The organism is Aestuariimicrobium ganziense (assembly GCF_015352975.1).
GTDB classification, from domain to species: domain Bacteria; phylum Actinomycetota; class Actinomycetes; order Propionibacteriales; family Propionibacteriaceae; genus Aestuariimicrobium; species Aestuariimicrobium ganziense.
Map to the genome: position 1 here is coordinate 1 of NZ_JACYIZ010000001.1, position 16123 is coordinate 16123.

Annotated in this window: 12 protein-coding genes, 2 pseudogenes and 1 other annotated feature; of the genes and pseudogenes, 4 read left to right on the forward strand and 10 right to left on the reverse strand. The window is 68.2% G+C overall.

The window, feature by feature from the left end; all coding sequences use genetic code 11:
• Positions 1–71: 71 nt before the first annotated feature.
• From IE660_RS00005 to IE660_RS00015, 3 genes are read right to left on the reverse strand one after another with little or no spacing between them, the layout of a single operon-like run.
• Positions 72–1421 carry an IS3 family transposase gene (locus tag IE660_RS00005; protein ID WP_203566292.1) on the reverse strand — a complete coding sequence of 450 codons (1350 nt, stop codon included), beginning with the start codon at positions 1419–1421 and terminating at the stop codon, positions 72–74.
• A 29-nt stretch (positions 1422–1450) separates the two neighbouring features.
• Positions 1451–2887: a cryptochrome/photolyase family protein gene (locus tag IE660_RS00010; protein ID WP_203566293.1), complete on the reverse strand. Its 1437-nt coding sequence runs from the start codon at positions 2885–2887 to the stop codon at positions 1451–1453.
• Entirely contained in the window at positions 2884–4149 is a 1266-nt protein-coding gene (locus IE660_RS00015; RefSeq protein WP_203566294.1) for an NAD(P)/FAD-dependent oxidoreductase, read from the reverse strand. The genes IE660_RS00010 and IE660_RS00015 overlap by 4 nt, the downstream gene beginning before the upstream one ends.
• 243 nt (positions 4150–4392) lie before the next feature.
• Between IE660_RS00015 and IE660_RS00020 the strand changes: the two genes are divergently transcribed.
• Positions 4393–5481, forward strand: a complete 1089-nt coding sequence (locus tag IE660_RS00020; protein WP_203566295.1) for a lycopene cyclase family protein — start codon at positions 4393–4395, stop codon at positions 5479–5481.
• Positions 5478–6698 carry a cytochrome P450 gene (locus tag IE660_RS00025; RefSeq protein WP_203566296.1) on the forward strand — a complete coding sequence of 407 codons (1221 nt, stop codon included), beginning with the start codon at positions 5478–5480 and terminating at the stop codon, positions 6696–6698. The genes IE660_RS00020 and IE660_RS00025 overlap by 4 nt, the downstream gene beginning before the upstream one ends.
• Before the next feature lie 57 nt (positions 6699–6755).
• Here IE660_RS00025 and IE660_RS00030 read toward each other — a convergent pair whose 3' ends face one another.
• The 5 genes and pseudogenes from IE660_RS00030 to idi all read right to left on the reverse strand — a co-directional run.
• On the reverse strand, positions 6756–8309 hold the full coding sequence (locus IE660_RS00030; protein ID WP_328701772.1) for an FAD-dependent oxidoreductase: 1554 nt from the start codon (positions 8307–8309) through the stop codon (positions 6756–6758).
• Positions 8306–9232, reverse strand: coding sequence for a phytoene/squalene synthase family protein (locus tag IE660_RS00035; protein ID WP_203566297.1), 927 nt, complete (start codon positions 9230–9232; stop codon positions 8306–8308). Before IE660_RS00035 ends, IE660_RS00030 begins: the two co-directional genes overlap by 4 nt.
• On the reverse strand, positions 9229–10716 hold the full coding sequence (gene crtI, locus IE660_RS00040; RefSeq protein WP_203566298.1) for a phytoene desaturase family protein: 1488 nt from the start codon (positions 10714–10716) through the stop codon (positions 9229–9231). The genes IE660_RS00035 and crtI overlap by 4 nt, the downstream gene beginning before the upstream one ends.
• Positions 10713–11648, reverse strand: a complete 936-nt coding sequence (locus IE660_RS15550) for a polyprenyl synthetase family protein (protein WP_268882456.1) — start codon at positions 11646–11648, stop codon at positions 10713–10715. Before IE660_RS15550 ends, crtI begins: the two co-directional genes overlap by 4 nt.
• A gap of 165 nt (positions 11649–11813) precedes the next feature.
• Positions 11814–12377: pseudogene (gene idi / locus IE660_RS15555) on the reverse strand (isopentenyl-diphosphate Delta-isomerase); the annotation flags it as partial.
• A gap of 134 nt (positions 12378–12511) precedes the next feature.
• Here idi and IE660_RS00050 point away from each other — a divergent pair.
• A complete protein-coding gene (locus IE660_RS00050; protein WP_203566300.1) occupies positions 12512–13453 on the forward strand; it encodes a MerR family transcriptional regulator in 942 nt (313 codons plus the stop codon).
• Positions 13454–13551: 98 nt separating this feature from the next.
• Here IE660_RS00050 and IE660_RS00055 read toward each other — a convergent pair.
• Positions 13552–14782, reverse strand: a pseudogene (locus IE660_RS00055) (IS3 family transposase).
• Positions 14374–14502, reverse strand: a sequence feature (AL1L pseudoknot). Its footprint overlaps the pseudogene before it by 129 nt.
• Here IE660_RS00055 and IE660_RS00060 point away from each other — a divergent pair.
• Positions 14781–15485, forward strand: a complete 705-nt coding sequence (locus IE660_RS00060; protein WP_203566301.1) for a hypothetical protein — start codon at positions 14781–14783, stop codon at positions 15483–15485. The pseudogene IE660_RS00055 and the gene IE660_RS00060 sit on opposite strands and share 2 nt — an antisense overlap.
• Positions 15486–15492: 7 nt before the next feature.
• On the opposite strand, the gene IE660_RS00065 is transcribed toward IE660_RS00060, so the two are convergent.
• A complete protein-coding gene (locus IE660_RS00065) occupies positions 15493–15996 on the reverse strand; it encodes a hypothetical protein (RefSeq protein WP_203566302.1) in 504 nt (167 codons plus the stop codon).
• Positions 15997–16123: the final 127 nt, after the last annotated feature.

Sequence of the window (16123 nt, forward strand, 5' to 3'; positions counted from 1 at the left end):
GCGGCCAGCGTCAACGCGGCACCACCCACAGCAGCAGCGCTCAGAAGCGAACGTCGAGTGAACGTGCTCATCTATGCAATCCTCCTGGATCCACCCGTTGCATCGTCGCTCCGGGTCCGAGCCCAATCGTGGCTCACCGCGGGGCCTGAAGCCAGTTCGCACGGCCGATCTTGACCACACTGTGACCAACATTTCGGACTTGGGTCTGCTGCAGGATCAGGTGACAGTGGTGATGCGGCCTGAGCGGCTGCTGGTTTCATGATCGTCTCGAACTCGAGGGGGGCAATCGTCCGAGGCCGTGTTGGCGTCCGCGGCGGTGTTGGCGTCCGCGGCGGTGATTGGGTGCGTTCGATCCAGGTCACGATCCCGATCCGCAGTCCCTCCCGGGTGCCCCAGTGGCGCAGGTTGAGGACATTGTTCTGCAGCAGCCCGAACAAGCCCTGCATCGCCGGGTTGTCGCCGGCCGCCCCGGGTCTGCCCATCGACCCGACCATGGCGTGACGGTTGATCGCGTGCTGCAGTTTCCTCGACCGGAACTGACTGACCCTGTCGGAAGGCAGGACGCAGCCGGCCACCGAGTGACCCTCGATCCCGCGTCTGGCAACGGCGGTGTCCAGCGCGGTGACGGCGAGGCGGGCCTGCATGCGCGAGTCGATCGAGTAGCCCACGATCCGGCCGGAGTACACGTCCTTGACGGCGCAGAGGTAGACCTTGCCCTCTCGCTTGGTGTGCTCCCAGACGTCTGTGAGCCAGAGATGGTTCGGCCCCTCGGCGGTGTAGTGACGTTCCACCAGGTCGTCGTGAACCTGCGGGCCGGGGCGTTCGTGTCTGCCACGGGCTGGTTTCCCGACCACTGACCACCGCTGGTTGGCTTGGCGGATTCGCCACGCGGTCCGTTCGGCCATCGCTTGGCCGGTGTCGCGGGCCTCGCCAGCCAGGAACCGGTGGCCGAACTCCGGATCGTCCTGGTGCGCGTCGCACAAGGCGTTGGCGCGTGGGCCTCGACCCAGTCGGCGTCGGTCACGGGTTTCGCGAGCCAGCGGTAGTAGGGCTGGCGGGCGAGCAGTACCCGGCACGTCACCACCACGAAGATCTGGTCGGCGGCGAGCTCGCTCGCGAGCGGGTAGAGCCTTGTCCCGCAAGGTTCGCCTGAGACAGATAGGCGGCGCCCGACGCAGGACCTCGTTCTCCTGCTCGAGAAGACGAATGCGCCGGTTCGCCTCCCGCAACGCCGCTGACTCGGCGGTGGTCGTTCCGGCTCGTTCGCCGATGCCGATGCGGTCCTGGCGCAGCCACTTGTTCAGCGTCATCGGGTGCAGGCCGAAGTCCTTGGCGACGTGCTCCAGAGTCACGCCGTCCTCGCGGTTGCGGGCGACCCGGAGCACGTCCTCGCGGAACTCTCTCGGGGAGGGCTTGGGCATGCTGACATCCCGCCAGCCAGCCTCTCGGGCTAGCCATCTCGAATGTCACCCATCCCTGCAGCAGACCCTCGCCGCAGACGGACCTCCTCGTAGGCATCCAGGGCCTCCTGCCGGGACTGCTTCAGGTCGACGACGGGTGTCAGCGGCCTGGGTCTTGCGTCGCGGAGCCATCGGGTGGTGTAGGCGCCGTCCGGGTCGAAGCGGGCCCTTTGGAGCTCGGGGTTGAAGACCCGGAAATAGGGCGCCGCGTCGGCGCCGCAGCCGGCCACCCACTGCCAGGAGACCGGATTGTTGGCCTCGTCGGCGTCCACCAGGGTGTCCCAGAACCACTGCTCGCCCAGCCACCAGGGCTGCAGCAGGTTCTTGGTGAGCAGTGAGGCGGTGACCATGCGCACCCGGTTGTGCATCCAACCCGTCTGCCACAGCTGCAGCATGCCCGCATCGACCAGGTCGTATCCGGTGCGTCCCTGCTGCCAGGCCCGCAGGTGCTCCTCGTCCGGTTCGTAGGGAAAGGCCTCGAACTGGCTCCGCATCGGGCGGGTCGAGAGGTCGTCGAGGTGAAAGGTCAGGTGCCAGCAGAACTCGCGCCAGTAGAGCTGCCGCAGCCAGGCCTGGCGGTCGGTCGCCGCTACGTCAACCCGGTTGGCTGCCTCGAGCAGTTGCCTCGGGGAGACCTCCCCGGTGCGCAGGTGGGGCGACAGGCGGCTGGTGGAGTCGTGGTCCGCGGGCAGGTCGTGTGAGGTGCGGTAGCCCGGTAGCCATTGCTCGATCGCGTCGAGGCGGGCCAGCGCCTCGTCCTCCCCGGGGGACCAGTGCTGTGCGACCGTGTCCCGCCACCACTGCGGGTGGTCGTCGAGCAGCCCCAGGTCGTCGACCTGGCGGGTGACGCCCTCACCCAGGTCGTCGGGCAGCGCCATCGCGCCGTCTGCGGCCTGCGGCGGGGTGTCCGGGGCGGGCAGGCAGGTACCCACGTAGAGCTCCGAGGCCTGGCGGTGGAAGGCGGTGAAGACCGTGTAGTGCCCGCCGGTGGTGGTGGAGAGCGTCCACGGTTCCACCAGCAGGCTGCCGGGGTGGCTGTGCGCCGCCAGGCCAGCCGCCAGCAATCCCGCCTTCACCTCGGCGTCCAGCGCGCGGGCTGCCGGGGCGTATCGGCGAGTCCACCTGAGGGTTCTTGCTCCCAAGCGTTTCGCGAGGTCGGGCAGGATCTGGCGAGCGTCACCCTGGGCGAACAGCAAGGGGATGCCCAGTTCGGCCAAGGACTGCGAGAGCGACACAAGACTCTGGTGGTACCACCAGCGGCTCGCTGCTCCCAGCGGGCGCGGTCCTCGGGCCTCGCCCTTGGGTGCGGGCGGGCTGAATTCGCGGATCCACAGTGCCACCACCACCCCGTTGTCCTGCAGTGCAGCACTCAGTGCCGGGTGGTCGTGGACCCTGAGGTCGTCGCGCAGCCACAGCAGGGTTGTCACCCCGTGGTCCTCTCATGGGGCATCTGGGTGCGAAGGCGACGGATGACCTCGCTGGCGGCTGCTTGCCCGGAGGCGACGGCTCCGTCAATGGAGGCATTTCCGAACTGGTCACCGCACAGCACCACCTCGTCGCGATAACCGATGCGGCCATGGGCGAACTGTCCCGGGGCGACAGCGGGCAGCGAGTGGGGGATCCGGTGTGTTGCCAGGGTGCGCCACCCGTCGGTGTCCGCGCCGTAGATGTGCCCCAGGTGCGCGAGCACCTGCTGCTCGTCAACGCCGCCATCGGCCGCGTCGCGATCGGCCCGATCGCCATCGCTCACGTCACCGTCGGCCAGGGTCAGGGCCGCGACGAGGTGCTGGCCGGCGGGTGCGTGGTCCGGTGCGGCGTGGCTCACCACTGCGGTGGTGACCGCCGGGCCGGATGACTCGCCGTCGACGTGGATGGCGCCGCTGTGACTGGGGGCCCGGTCCGTGGCGAACCACCAGGTGGTGGTCGGGTGCGTCACTGGAGGCTGCTCGCCGGCAAGACAGGCGGCGCCGATCGGACCCGCCGCCAGGACCAGCGCCCGCCCGGTGAAGTCACCGTGGGGCGTCGAGACCCCTGACGCCACGGTGTCCACCGCTGTCACGCGATGATCGAGGCGCACGTCGAGCCCGTCGGCCAGCACTTCGGGCAGGCGTCGCATGCCGCCCTTGGGAAGGCTGGGGGTGCCCCGCAGGAACATCGACGCCAGCCAGGCGGTGAAGCGCAGCGAGGTGGAGCCCTCTGCCTCGCACACCACCCCTGCGAGGAAGGGGTCCACGACGTGGCGGCGCAGCGGGCCCCGGAAACCGGCGGCGTCGAAGGCATCGCCCCGGCGACGATCGGAGCTGGGCAGTTGCAGGGCGAGGCGTGCCGCCGCCAGATCACGAAGAGAGACCAGCCCGCTGCGCAGGTCCCGGGCGATAGCCCGAGGGTGGCGCGTCGGGTCGACCAGCTCGTCGATCTGCCCACCGCGCCGCACTCGGATGGCGCGGGGGAAGGGCTGGAGGTCCAGGCCGGCCAGCACCCCGGTGGCACGCAGATGGGGATAGGCGGGGTTGAGCACCTGGAAGCCGCGCTCCAGCAGGAAGCCGTCCACCTCGTCGTTGGTGGCCCGTCCGCCAACGCGGTCCGTGGCTTCCAGCACCACGGTCTTGAAGCCTGCATCCTCCAGGGCGGCGGCACAGGCCAGGCCAGCCAGGCCCGCTCCCACCACGATCACGTCATGAAGGCTCATCGGGTGTCCTCCTCGTTCCGGACTTCGTCTGCCTTGAGCGCTACGGATGGTGACATCCCTCGATGGGGACCTGAGGCAAACCTAGCGTCAGTCCGGTGCCCGGACGTGGTGCTTGGCACGCTGTCCGCCCGCAGCGGATTGCCAGGTACGGGCAGCAATGGGCGACAGTAGTGGCATGGATGAGTACTCTGCACTGACCGTCCTCACCTCCGGCCTGTGGCCAGACCGGCACGGGATCGCCGCGTGAGCGTCGAGGTCGCGGTGGTTGGCGTGGGCCCGGCTGGCCGGGCCCTGACCCATCGGCTTTTGGCCCGCGGAGTGCGCGTCATGGCCGTGGACCCGCACCCGGACCGCCCTTGGGCAGCGACCTACGGGGGCTGGCTGCATCAGCTCCCGTCCTGGATAGACGACACCGCGGTGGGCGCCACCAGCGGCGACACCCGCCTGGTGGCGCGGGGCAACCATGTGCTCCCCGGCGAGTACGTCGTGCTGGACAACGAACGGCTGCAGCGGTCGTTGCCCCTCGACGGTGCCACCGTCGAGGCGCGGTGGGTGTCCGACAAGGAGATGGCCTGTTTGGCGCCCCGAGTGGTCGACTGTCGGGGCAACCGGGTGGGCATGCGTGGTGGGGTGGCCGTGGCCCAGACGGCCTTTGGGGTTCGGCTGGATCCGCACCAGGCGCGGCCCCTGCTGGCTGGTGCCGAGGCCATCCTGATGGACTGGCGGCCCTTCGACGGAACATCGCGCTGGGGAACCCGGTCACCCAGCTTCTGCTACGTGGTGCCATTGCCGGATGGCAGGATCCTCGCCGAGGAGACATGTCTGGCGGGCCGACCGGCGCTGTCCCAGCACGAACTGGCCACACGACTGCACCACAGGCTGAGGGTCCATGGGATCGAACCTCCGGGACAGCGCGACGCCGACGCGGAGCGGGTGCATATCCCGATGCTCCCGCGCCCGGGCGCACGCCACGGTTTCGGCGCCGCCGGCCGTGAGGTCAATCCCATCAGCGGCTACAGCGTCTTCGCCTCCCTCGCCCGCGCCGACGAGGTGGCCGATTGCCTCGCGAGCGGGCAACCGTGGAGCAGCCGCACCTCTGCCTGGCGGACCCAGGCCCTGGAATCCCTGCTCCAACTCTCGCCCGAGGCCGTCGTCGATCTCTTCGACGCCTTTGGCAGGCTCTCTTTCGGCAGTCAGCAGGCCGTGCTCGATCCGGGCACGCCTGACCGGTCACTGCTGCGCAGCCTGGCGCAGCAGTGGCTGTTGATGTCGGGCCGGAATCGGCTCGTCTCCGCCACCGCCCGCGGCCTGTTCCATCGGGGTCGATCATGACGGCACGGCGCGCGGTCCGCGCGGACGAAGAGTCCGGCATGCGGGTGGAGAAGGTCGGCGGCATCTGGCGCGTCGGTTCCCTGGAGGCAGCGCGGCAGCTGCTGCGAGCGCGTCACCAGACGACACAGGCCGGGTTCACGGCAGAGTTCATTCCCCAGGGGCGACTGGAGCACCGCCCCATCCTCATCTCGGACGGGCCCGCCCATGACGAGCAACGCAGCCAGGTCGCCCGCTTCTTCGCTCCGGCGGTGGTGGAGGAACGCTACGGCGAGATGATCGCTGCCTGCGCGGATCGGCTGTTGGATGCGGTGGGCGTCGGTGGCGAGGTCGATCTGCACCAGGTGGCCCTGCACTACACGGTGGAGGTGACCGCCGAGATCGTGGGACTCACCCACAGGTCGGCCCAGCGGAGCCCCGCGGCACGGGATCGGGCGGTGCGCACCATGTCACGTCGGCTCGTGGCCTTCTTCGACCAACCCCCCATCGACCTGTCGCGCAAGGACCTGGGGCGCAGTGGCAGGCAATGGGCACGGGCCGCTCACAAGGGTCTGTGGCCGCTGCTCAGCTTCTACCTCGCCGACGTGCGCCCGGCCATCCGGGAGCGGCGTCGCAATCCCGGCAACGATGTCATCAGCCACCTGGCAAGCCAGGGATGGTCCAGCACCAACATTCTGGTGGAGGCCGTCACCTACGGCACCGCCGGGATGGTGACGACGCGGGAGTTCATCTGCATGGCCGCGTGGCACCTGATGACGAGCCCGGCCCTGGCGCAGCGGTATGTCGTCGCGGGGGAGCGCGAGCGCCTGGCCATCCTGACCGAGCTGATCCGCCTTGAACCCGTCGTGGGCCACCTCTACCGGCGGACGTGCGCGGAGATCGTCATCACCGACGGTGGCGTCTCGCACACCATCCCGGCCGGCGACCTGGTCGACGTGTCGGTGCGCGACGCCAACGCCGATCCACTCGCCATGCAGGACCCCTTGGCACTGTGTCCCGCTCGCGAGCTGCCCCGGGGAGTTCGCGCGGCTGTGCTCAGCTTCGGCGACGGGGCCCACAGGTGCCCCGGCGAAACGCTGGCGCTCATGGAGGCCGACGTGCTGTTGACGCGGCTGCTGGCACGCAACCCGCGGATGCTGAGGGAACCGTCGATCGGCTGGGACGACCTGGTCAGCGGATACGAGCTGCGCGGCATGGCAGTCGCCCTCGACCGAGGCTGACAGCCCAGCGGCGGGCACCCCACCGCAACCGCTGTGCGACGCGCTACTGGGGTGTGTTCACGGCTTGGCACGACGCAGTACCGGGGGAGTGAGCCGCTGTGCGGTCAGCAGGCCGTGCATCGGAACGGTCCAGAGGTCATGGCCTCGACCGCCCCACTGCGCCAGAAGGTGGTTGGCGGCCAGGAACCCGGTGGTGGCGGCCCGCTCCATCAGCGCCACCGGCAAATCGGTGCGGACCCAGTCGCCGGCCAGCGTGACCGTGGGCCACGGCGTCTCGACCCCAGGTCTGCGCGCCCACGGTTCGGGGGTGACGAGGGTGCAGTCGTCCTGGACCAGGACTTCGCGGTGCAGGATGTTCGTCAGGCGTGTCTCGGGGTAGGCGCGATGCAGTTCCTGCAGCAGCTCGTCGACCAACTGGTCGCGTCGTTGTGGATTCTCCATCAGGTCCCCGGCACAGGCATAGGCGTGCAGCTCCACCACCGAACCTGTGTGCTCCGCGGCCCACTGCGCCGCGCCACGCTCGAAGCGTTCGAGCAGCGAGACGTTGTCCAACGGGCCGTATCCGGCGGTCCCCAGGAATGCTGGGCGATCGGCGTCAACCAGACGGTCGAGCCAGAGCCTCACGACGACGAACGGCGGAGCGTTGCGGGTTGCCCCCACGCGCTCGCGCCACTCCACGACCTCGTGGTCGTCGCCGGGGATGGACGCGCACAAGCGGCGGGCGACGCGGGGATCCGTGGCGATGGTCACGGCGTCGGCGGCATGGTCGCCGTGATCGGTGTGGGCGATGATTCCGTCGGGGCCTGCCTCGATGCCCGTGACCGCCGTGTCTGTGCGGACCTCGACGCCAAGGCGCGTCAGGTGGGCGCCAAGGGGAGCCCACAGGGTGCTGTCGTAGTCATCGTCAGGGACGTCGAAGAGCAGGCCCTCGGCCGAGCCCACGAAGTAGGTGTGGAACATCGCCACGAGCTCGCCGGCGGCGAATTGGTAGGGATCGGCGAAGAAGGAGCGGGCGAAGACCTCCAACGCCAGGTCTCGTGCCTTCTCCGGGAAGCGCAACCGGTCCAGGAAGGCGCCCGCCGACTCACCGTCATAGCGGTCGTAGGTGCCTGGGAAGTGGACCTGGAGCATCTCGAGCGCGGCGATCTTGTCGACCTTCGCCAGGGCGCGTGCGGAGAAGGCTGGACTGCGGCGGACGAACTCCAAGACGTTGATCGGCGGTGTGGTGGGCAGGCCGGTGAAGCTGTCCCGGGTGCCGTCCGGACGTTGGACAGGGTAGTCGTCGATGGGAACGAGGCGTTCGAGGTCGGGGTCAGCCCGGCGAAGCAGCGCTCGCAGGTTGTAGTACTGGCGGAAGAAGGCGTGGAAGCCGCGGCTCATCGTGCGCTGTCTGTCGACGGGCCAGGACTGCACCCGGCCGCCCAGCCGCGGTCCAGCTTCCAGGAGCGTGACGTGGGCTCCGCGTTCGGCAAGCGCCGTGGCAGCGGCAAGGCCGGCGATGCCACCTCCCACGACCACCACCGTTCGGTCGTGCACCACGTCATCCCCAGCGCGACCGGGGTGACGCACCGCGTGGCGATCGATGCCCGGTCGGCCGGTTGGCGGGATCACTGTTGCTCCCTACACTTGCTGGGATCAGGGCGCGTGGTCACGCCAGGCGACGCAGAGATGACGTCGCGACCGGCCCAGGCGCGTGCAGCTAGCGCGGCCTTCTCACGCGTCGGTACGCGGCGGCGTTCGGTGAACACGTCGTAATCGGCCTCCTCGATGCGCACCAGGATGCGGCGGTACAGCTCGAGGGCAGTTGCCACGCAGCGTCGTGAGGAATCAGGGAGCATGGGGAGGCCAGTTTCTGCCTCACGGTAGAGCTCCCGGTTCCGCTCGATCTGCATCGCCATCAGGCTGCGCCACTGGGGTGTCACGACCCGTTGCCACGGATCTGCGACGTGGGCGGCCAGTTCGTCGGCCGGGAGGTACACACGTCCGCGGTCCAGGTCCTCTCCGACATCACGCAGGAAGTTGGTCAGCTGGAAAGCATGCCCGAGCATCCGCGCCGGGTGCCTGGCCTCGGACGTGAGGGGCTCGAGGACCGGAAGCATCATTTCCCCGATGACCGCTGCGGAACCCTCCATGTACCCGTCGCGCAGGTCGGGCCATGAGGCCCAGGTCGTCGTGACCAGATCCAGGGCCATCGCGTCGAAGAAGCGGTCGAAGCATTCCAGATCAGTTCCGCGACGCGTGAGGCTGTCGGCGACGGCGGCCAGCACCGGATCCGGCGACGTCCCCCGGTCAATGGCGTCTCTGAAGGCGCCGCGGAAGGCGGCCAATCGTTCGGTGGGACTTCCCTCCGGTATCCCGGCGATCTCCCGATCGGGTTCGTCCAAGATGTCGTCGGCCAGACGACACAGGGCATAGACCGCGTACACGTCACGCCGTTGCTCCTTCGGCAGCAGCATGGCGCCCCAGTAGTAGGTGGTGCCGTGCTGGCGGGTCAGCGCAGCACAGCGACGGTAGCCAGCGGCCAACGCTGTCATCGCAGAGCCTCCAGGATGCGTTGTGCGGCGAGCTTGCCCGAGATCAGCACCATCGGGATCCCGACTCCCGGAGTGGTTCCAGATCCCGCGAAGGCAAGGCCTGGCACTCGTCGGTCAATGTTCCGGGGCCGGAACGGACCGCTCTGACGCAGGGTGTGTGACAGGGCGAAGGGCGTCCCGGCGGCCATCCCCTGTGACTGCCAATCCAGCGGGGTCACGAGCTTCTCGGTGCGGATGGCCGTGGGATAGCCTGCCGTCTGCAGGAAGGACAGCATCCGCTCACGCATTGCAGGCGCCTCGCGTTCCCAGTCCACGTGCCCAACCTTCAGATTGGGCACTGGTTCCAGGATGTACAGGCTCTGGCAGCCATCGGGGGCTGCTGCGGGGTCATGCAGCGACGGGATGGCCACATATCGCGACGGGTCCCTCATGGGTCGCCCGGCGACCATCAGGTCGTCGAAGGCCTCGTCCCACTGGTCTCCGAAGTGGATGTTGTGGTGAAGGGCTCCGGCGGGGATCTCGGTGCCTTCGACACCGAGGTGCCAGACCACGGCCGACGGCGAGTACTCACCGTGCCGCGCCACCCAGGGGGCGCGCAGGCCCGGGAGCATGCGCTCGTAGGCAGTGGGCAGATCGGCCGTGACCACCACCGCATCGGCGAACAACTGCTCCCCATCGTCCAGTACGACCCCGCGGGCTGCTCGACTGGCGTCTCGCAGGATGTGGTCCACTGACGTGGAGTAGCGGATCTGGACGCCGTGCGATTCCAGGGCTGCGGCCATGGCCTTGGGCACCGCGTGCATGCCGCCTCGTGGGAACCAGACTCCTTGCACCGAATCCATGTAGGTGATGACCGAGTACAGTGCGAGGGCCTTGGCCGGAGCGAGGCCTGCGTACATGGCCTGGAAGCTGAACAGCTTGTGGAGTCGTTCGTCGTCGAAGCGGCGGTTGACCTCGGGTCCCAGCCTGGCAAAGGCCCTGAGCCGCACCAGTTTCAGCGCGGCGCTCGGCGAACTGAACAGCGACAGCGGGGAGGAGAAGTTCTTGTCGATGAAGTGCGGCAGTTCGAGGTCGTTGAGCTTTTGCAGCCAGTCGACGAAGGTGTCGAAGGCTGCGGCGTCCTTGGTCCCGCATTCGCGGGCGATCTCCTCGCGCATGAGCTCGCGGCCCGGCCGTACGTCAAGGGTGGAACCATCGGCAAAGACGCCGTGGTAGCAGGGGTCCAGCAGGTCGAGTGTGACGTGGTCCTTCACCTGTTCCCCGAGGGCTGCGAACGCCTCTTGCAGCAGAGAGACCATGGTGAACACGACCGGGCCCGTGTCGAAGCGGAACCCGTCCTGCTCGAGAGTACCGTTGCGTCCGCCCGGGAAGGACTCCCGCTCGACGATGGTCACCTGGTGGCCGGCTCCCCGCAGGTGCATGGCAGCTGCCAGACCGGCGAGGCCAGCGCCGACGACCACGGTGGTGGTGCCCATGGCGTTCATCGGTTCCTCCACGCGATCTGTCCGGCGGCTGCGGTGAGCCCGGCGATGCAGGGCTCCTCGAGTGGTGGCGTCAGCGACGCGACGGCGCGGTCATGTTCAGAGGTGATCAGCTCCTCCATGCGGCGGCGCACGCCAGCGCGCTCCAAGACCTTGGCGAGGCGAGAAGCTTCCCATTTGCTGAATCTCTCCGACCCGACCCGTCCGAGCAGGTCTGCATCGCTTCCCTCAAGGACGTCGGCGGCCAGGCTCAGGACCATCGTGGCCTTGCCTTCGACCAGGTCGTCACTGGCGGGTTTGCCCGTCACATCCGGGTCCCCCCAGACTCCCAGCAGGTCGTCACGCAAGGCGAAGGCAGTGCCGGCATGCTCGGCGTAGCGTCCAAGGACCTCGAGCACTGCGTCGTTGGCGTCCGCGGCCATGGCTCCCAGCTGGAGCGGCCGGTCGATCGTGTAGCACCCCGACTTGAGCCGCGCCACATGGGCGGCATGGTCGCGGTCCCTGCGCCCTGCTGCTGCACCTGTCAGGTCGGCCCGCTGGCCCACCATGAGCTCGGTGCACAGCTGGTACCAGACGTCCCTCATGGGCCGAGGTGCCTCTGCCATGATCTGGTCCGCCAGCATGTGCGCCAGGTCGCCCAGGAGAATGGCGATGTTGTTCCCGAAGACGCTGCTGGAGCCCAGGACCCCGGCATCCTCGTGGTGGCGGCTGGCTGCGATGTGCGCCGCGGGCAGGCCGCGCCGAATCTGCGACTGGTCCATCACGTCATCGTGGATCAGGCCGAAGAGGTGGAGCAGCTCCAGGGCGGCGGCCGCTCGCACCGCCTGGGCGATCTGCTGACCGCTGGCCGCGCTGCCGCCTCCTGCGAGAAATCCCCACCACACCATGGTTGCCCTGAACCTCTTGCCCTTGCCGATCAGGTGCGCGTTCAACATCGCAGGCAGGTCGTCGGACAGCACGTCGAGGCCGACCGCCTGGGCATCCAGGTGCCATCTCGCGTCCAGGTCGCCCAGCTGCTCCACCAACTCGTCCTCCACAGCTGCCAGGAATGCAGTCAGGTCTACGGGGCAGCATTGCTCGGAGGTCGGGGTGGGGCCCCTGAGCCGGTCCGCGAGCTGCTCCACCTGGAGCACTGACCAAGGGCTGAACACTTGGGGAGTAGCTGTCACCGCGGCGCGCAGCGCCTCCCACTCCACCCAGGCCCAGTCCATGACCTCGTCAGGGTCAGGGTTGAGCTCACCCCCGTCGGCACGGGCGACGTAGACGGGGCAGATCTCGTTCTCGACGATTCCACCCGCATCGACAGCGCGGTAGCGGAAGTCGGGCAGGACAGGTCTCGGATCATGGATGGCAATGCCCAGTTCTTCGTGGGCCCGTCGACGAACGGCCTCCCGATCGTCCTCTCCTGGGCGGGGGTGACCGCAGCAGGCATTGGTCCAGACGCCCGGCCAGGTGCTCTTGGTCAGCGCACGACGAGTGATCAGCACGCGACCTCGATCGTCCAACAGGTAGCAGGAGAATGCCCTGTGCAAGGGGGTGTTGCTCGTGTGGACGGCATGGCGGGGGGCTGTCCCCACCGGGGTGCCCTGGTCATCGAGCAGGATGACGAGGTCGTCCACGGCTTGGTCCATCATTGAACCGCTGTTAGTGCTGAGGTCGGTCATGCGGCTCTCCTGTGCGGGGGTCTCGCCCGATGCTGTGGGTCTCTGTCAGTGCGAGACAGTAACCTGCTCAGAAATCTACGCACTGCAGCGATAGTGGGCAAACGGGTGCCCAGAAGTCTTGATAAAATTCCCGCATGGAGACGCCGCCCGCCCGCGACCTGAGCATCGGTGACGTGGCTGCTGCTGCGGGGATCAGTGCCTCGACGCTGCGCTCATGGGAGGTGCGGTACCAATTGGTCGACCCGATTCGGTCGGAGGGCCTTACCCGTCGCTACACCCAGGCGCAGTTGGAGACCGTCCGCACGATGAAACACCTGGTGGACTCCGGGCTGCCCGCGCGCAAGGCCGCAGCGATGCTGCAGAAGGCGCCGCTCGCCAACTCCCGACTCGCCCTGTCGGGGCCGCTCGACGACCCACTGCTCCTGGTGCGCCACTCGACCGCGCCGGCGCAGTTGCGACGGGTGATCGACGAGGTCTTCGCCTCTGCGCCGTTCGAGACGGTCCTGTCCACCTGGCTCATGCCCAACCTGCGCAACGTCGGCCACGCATGGGCGGAAGGGCACTTGGACATTGCCACCGAACATCTCATCAGCATCCAGATCCGCCACAAGCTCGGGACGTTGCTCGACGCACTGCCCTCCGACGGACCACGGGTGCTGGTGGGCCTACCGGCCGCCGCCCGGCACGAGATCCCATCGCTCGCCCTGGCCATCTGCCTGCGCCGCAGACACGTTGATGCCCAGTTCCTGGGAGCTGACACCCCCGATGAGAGCTGGGCATCCGCCTGCGACATGTTCGCGCCCCGGGCCATCGTGCTGGGCACGCTCATGCGGGCGGACACGCACAGTGCGGCGTCGGCGATCCAAGCCTGTGCTGGCCGGGTGCCACTGATGTTCGTCGGGGGGCCGCAGATGCCCAAGACGAAAGTGGCCACCCAGCTTCCCCAGGATATCCCGATGGCGGCGGACGTCATCGCCTCCGCCCTTGCCAGCTGGTCCCGCCCTCTGCACAACACGAGCGCTGCAGAACCCGAGTCCCCGCAATCCACCAGTCAACAGCTCAGGAGCCACCAGTGAACAACCCGTCCGACGCGGTCACCACGACACATCCCCTCGCCCCATGACGCACTTCCCCTTGAACCGCCCCGGGGTGTCCGGAGACTTGGTTTGGTGGCTCAGGCGGTGAGCTTGAGCCGATGGTAGTGCAGGTCCTCGGCCTGCATCGGAGCCAGGTCGTCGAGTGCCTCGTGGGGACGGAGGGTGTTGTAGAAGTCGACCCAGCGCAGGGTCTCGAGCTCGACGTGCTCGACACTGCGCCAGGGGCCCTCCGGCCGGATCAACTCCGCTGTGAACAGCCCGATCGTGGACTCGGCCAGGGCATTGTCGTAGGGGTCGTGGTTCGACCCGACCGACGGATCCACGCCGGCCTCGACCAGCCGTTGAGTGAGGGCGAAACTGACGTATTGCGACCCGGCGTCGCTGTGGTGGACCAGCACCGTGAAGCTGGTGATGCCTTGCTGTTTGCGTGACCACAGGGCCTGCTCCAACGCGTCGAGGACCAAGTCGGTGGTCATGATGCGCGTTGCCGCCCGCCAGCCCACGATCCTGCGACTGAACACGTCGATCACGAACGCGACGTAGACCATCCCCGACCACGTCGGGACATAGGAGAAGTCCGCGACCCACAACCGGTTGGGCCGAGCCGCCCAGAACCCCCGGTCGACCAGGTCCGCCGGCCGCGGTGTCCCGTCCGAGGGCATGGGCTTGAACCTGCGCCGCCGCGTTGCGCCCTGCCAGCCTTGGGCGCGGTAGAGCCGCTCGATGGTGCAGCGGGCCACGTCATGGCCTTGCGAGCGCAGGAAGATCCACATCTTGCGCACACCGAAGCGGGTCAGGAAGCGGTTCGACTCGCGCAGCTGGCGCATCAGCTCGACCAGCTGCTGGTCCCGACGGGCCCGGGCCGAGGACCGGCGTTGGCGGGCCTCGTAGTAGCTGCTCGGGGCGATCTGGTAGCCGTGCTCACGCAGGACCTTGCAGATCGGCTCGACCCCGAAACGGTCACGCTGGGCGTCGACGAAATCGACTAGTACCTGCCGGGGCGGTCGAGCTCCGCCGCGAAGAAGGCCGAGGCCGCCTTCAAGATCTCGTTCGCGCGGCGCAACGCTGCGTTCTCCCGCTTCAGCCGTTTCAACTCGGCCGACTCCTGGCTTGTCACCCCAGGGCGGACACCCTGGTCGATCTCGGCCTGGCGCAGCCACTTGCGCAACGTCTCGGGCGAAGTGATCCCCAACTTGGCGGCCACCGACTTGATCGCGGCGACTCAGTCTCGTGCTCCTCGCGGGACTCCATCACCAGCCGGACAGCCCGCTGGCGCAACTCGGGCGGGTACTTCGAAGGACGTGCCATGAGAGTGATCCTTTCAACGAATTCACTCTCCGGACATGCCGGGGCGGTTCAGGTTGCGGCGTGGCTGGAGGACACCGCCGAGGCGTTCGAGGAGATCGGCGAGATCGATCTCGCCATCGACTGGGCGAAACGGGCGACCGGATTCGACCACGGGCACCAGTCGCTCAAAGCTGCCGACTACTGGTGCGGCCTCCTGGAGACACACCGGCCGGCCGAGGCGCTCGACGCGCGACTCTCGGTGTTCCGCAAGTGGCCGTCGTCGACCTCGGCGGCTCGGCTGCACGATGCGGCGGGCAAGTCCTGGCCGAACCACCGCGACGAGGTTGTGGCGATCCTGGCGGCGAGTCCGCGGGACGCGGTCCTGTTCGCACTTCTCACCTTGAAGGAGCCGGAGTTCGCGTGGAACCTCGCGCATTCGCTGGCGCTCGACAGCGACCACACCTGGAGCGAGCTGGTGAAGGCGTACGAGAAAGTCGACCCGATCGCCACGCTGCCGATCCACCAGCGCCTCGTCAAGAACGAGTTGGTCGAGGCCGGCGCCCAGCATTACCGGCTGGCAGCGCGAAGGCTGGCGAAGATGCGGAAGCTCAGCGCTGGGTCGCACAAGTCAGCCGAGGTCAACGACCTGATCGCGGACCTGCGCAAGACCCATCGGCGCCGTCCGCGGCTGCAGCAGGAGTTCGACCGAGCAGGGCTGCCCTGACGGCGCGTCAGTCTCCGTCGACGCGAGGCGACCTGCCGCGGGTGACCTTGACGTTGGGCGGCAGCGGCTCGTTCGGGTCGCTGGTCGCCTCCGCACGTTCGGCAACCTCGGCTTCCGCAGCGAGCAGCGAGGCTATGTGGCGGCGCGGCGCGACAACGGCTGCAGGTGTCTGGAACACACCCTCGTAGCCTTCTACGTCGCTCTTTTGCGGTGTCCACGTGCGATGCCGTTCGGCCACCCACTCGGCACCGTCATACTCGGCGATTCCCCAGTCGACGCCGTCGGGGATGCAGATCACGACGAGCTCGGCGTTGGGGCCGCTGGCGGCCTGGCCGAGGGTCTCCACGACGTCAACGAGGCGAGAATCGTTTCTGCGGAGCGCGTTCTCGCCGATGACTCGGTAGGGCTGCATGAACGACGACTTCTCGTCGACCTCCAGTCCGAGCGCAGCGGCGGCCTCGCGGGACAGCCCGAAGCCTCCGGGCTTCGCGTTCACGACAATCATCTGCACAGCCGGCCCCCTCTGCTCCTCTGACTGCCTCCTGGCCGAGATCGACGCTACGGATCGCCTCCGACATGACCAAGCGATTTCCGATGACGCGCCTGCGAGACCTTGAGGAGCGATATCTAAGCGGATA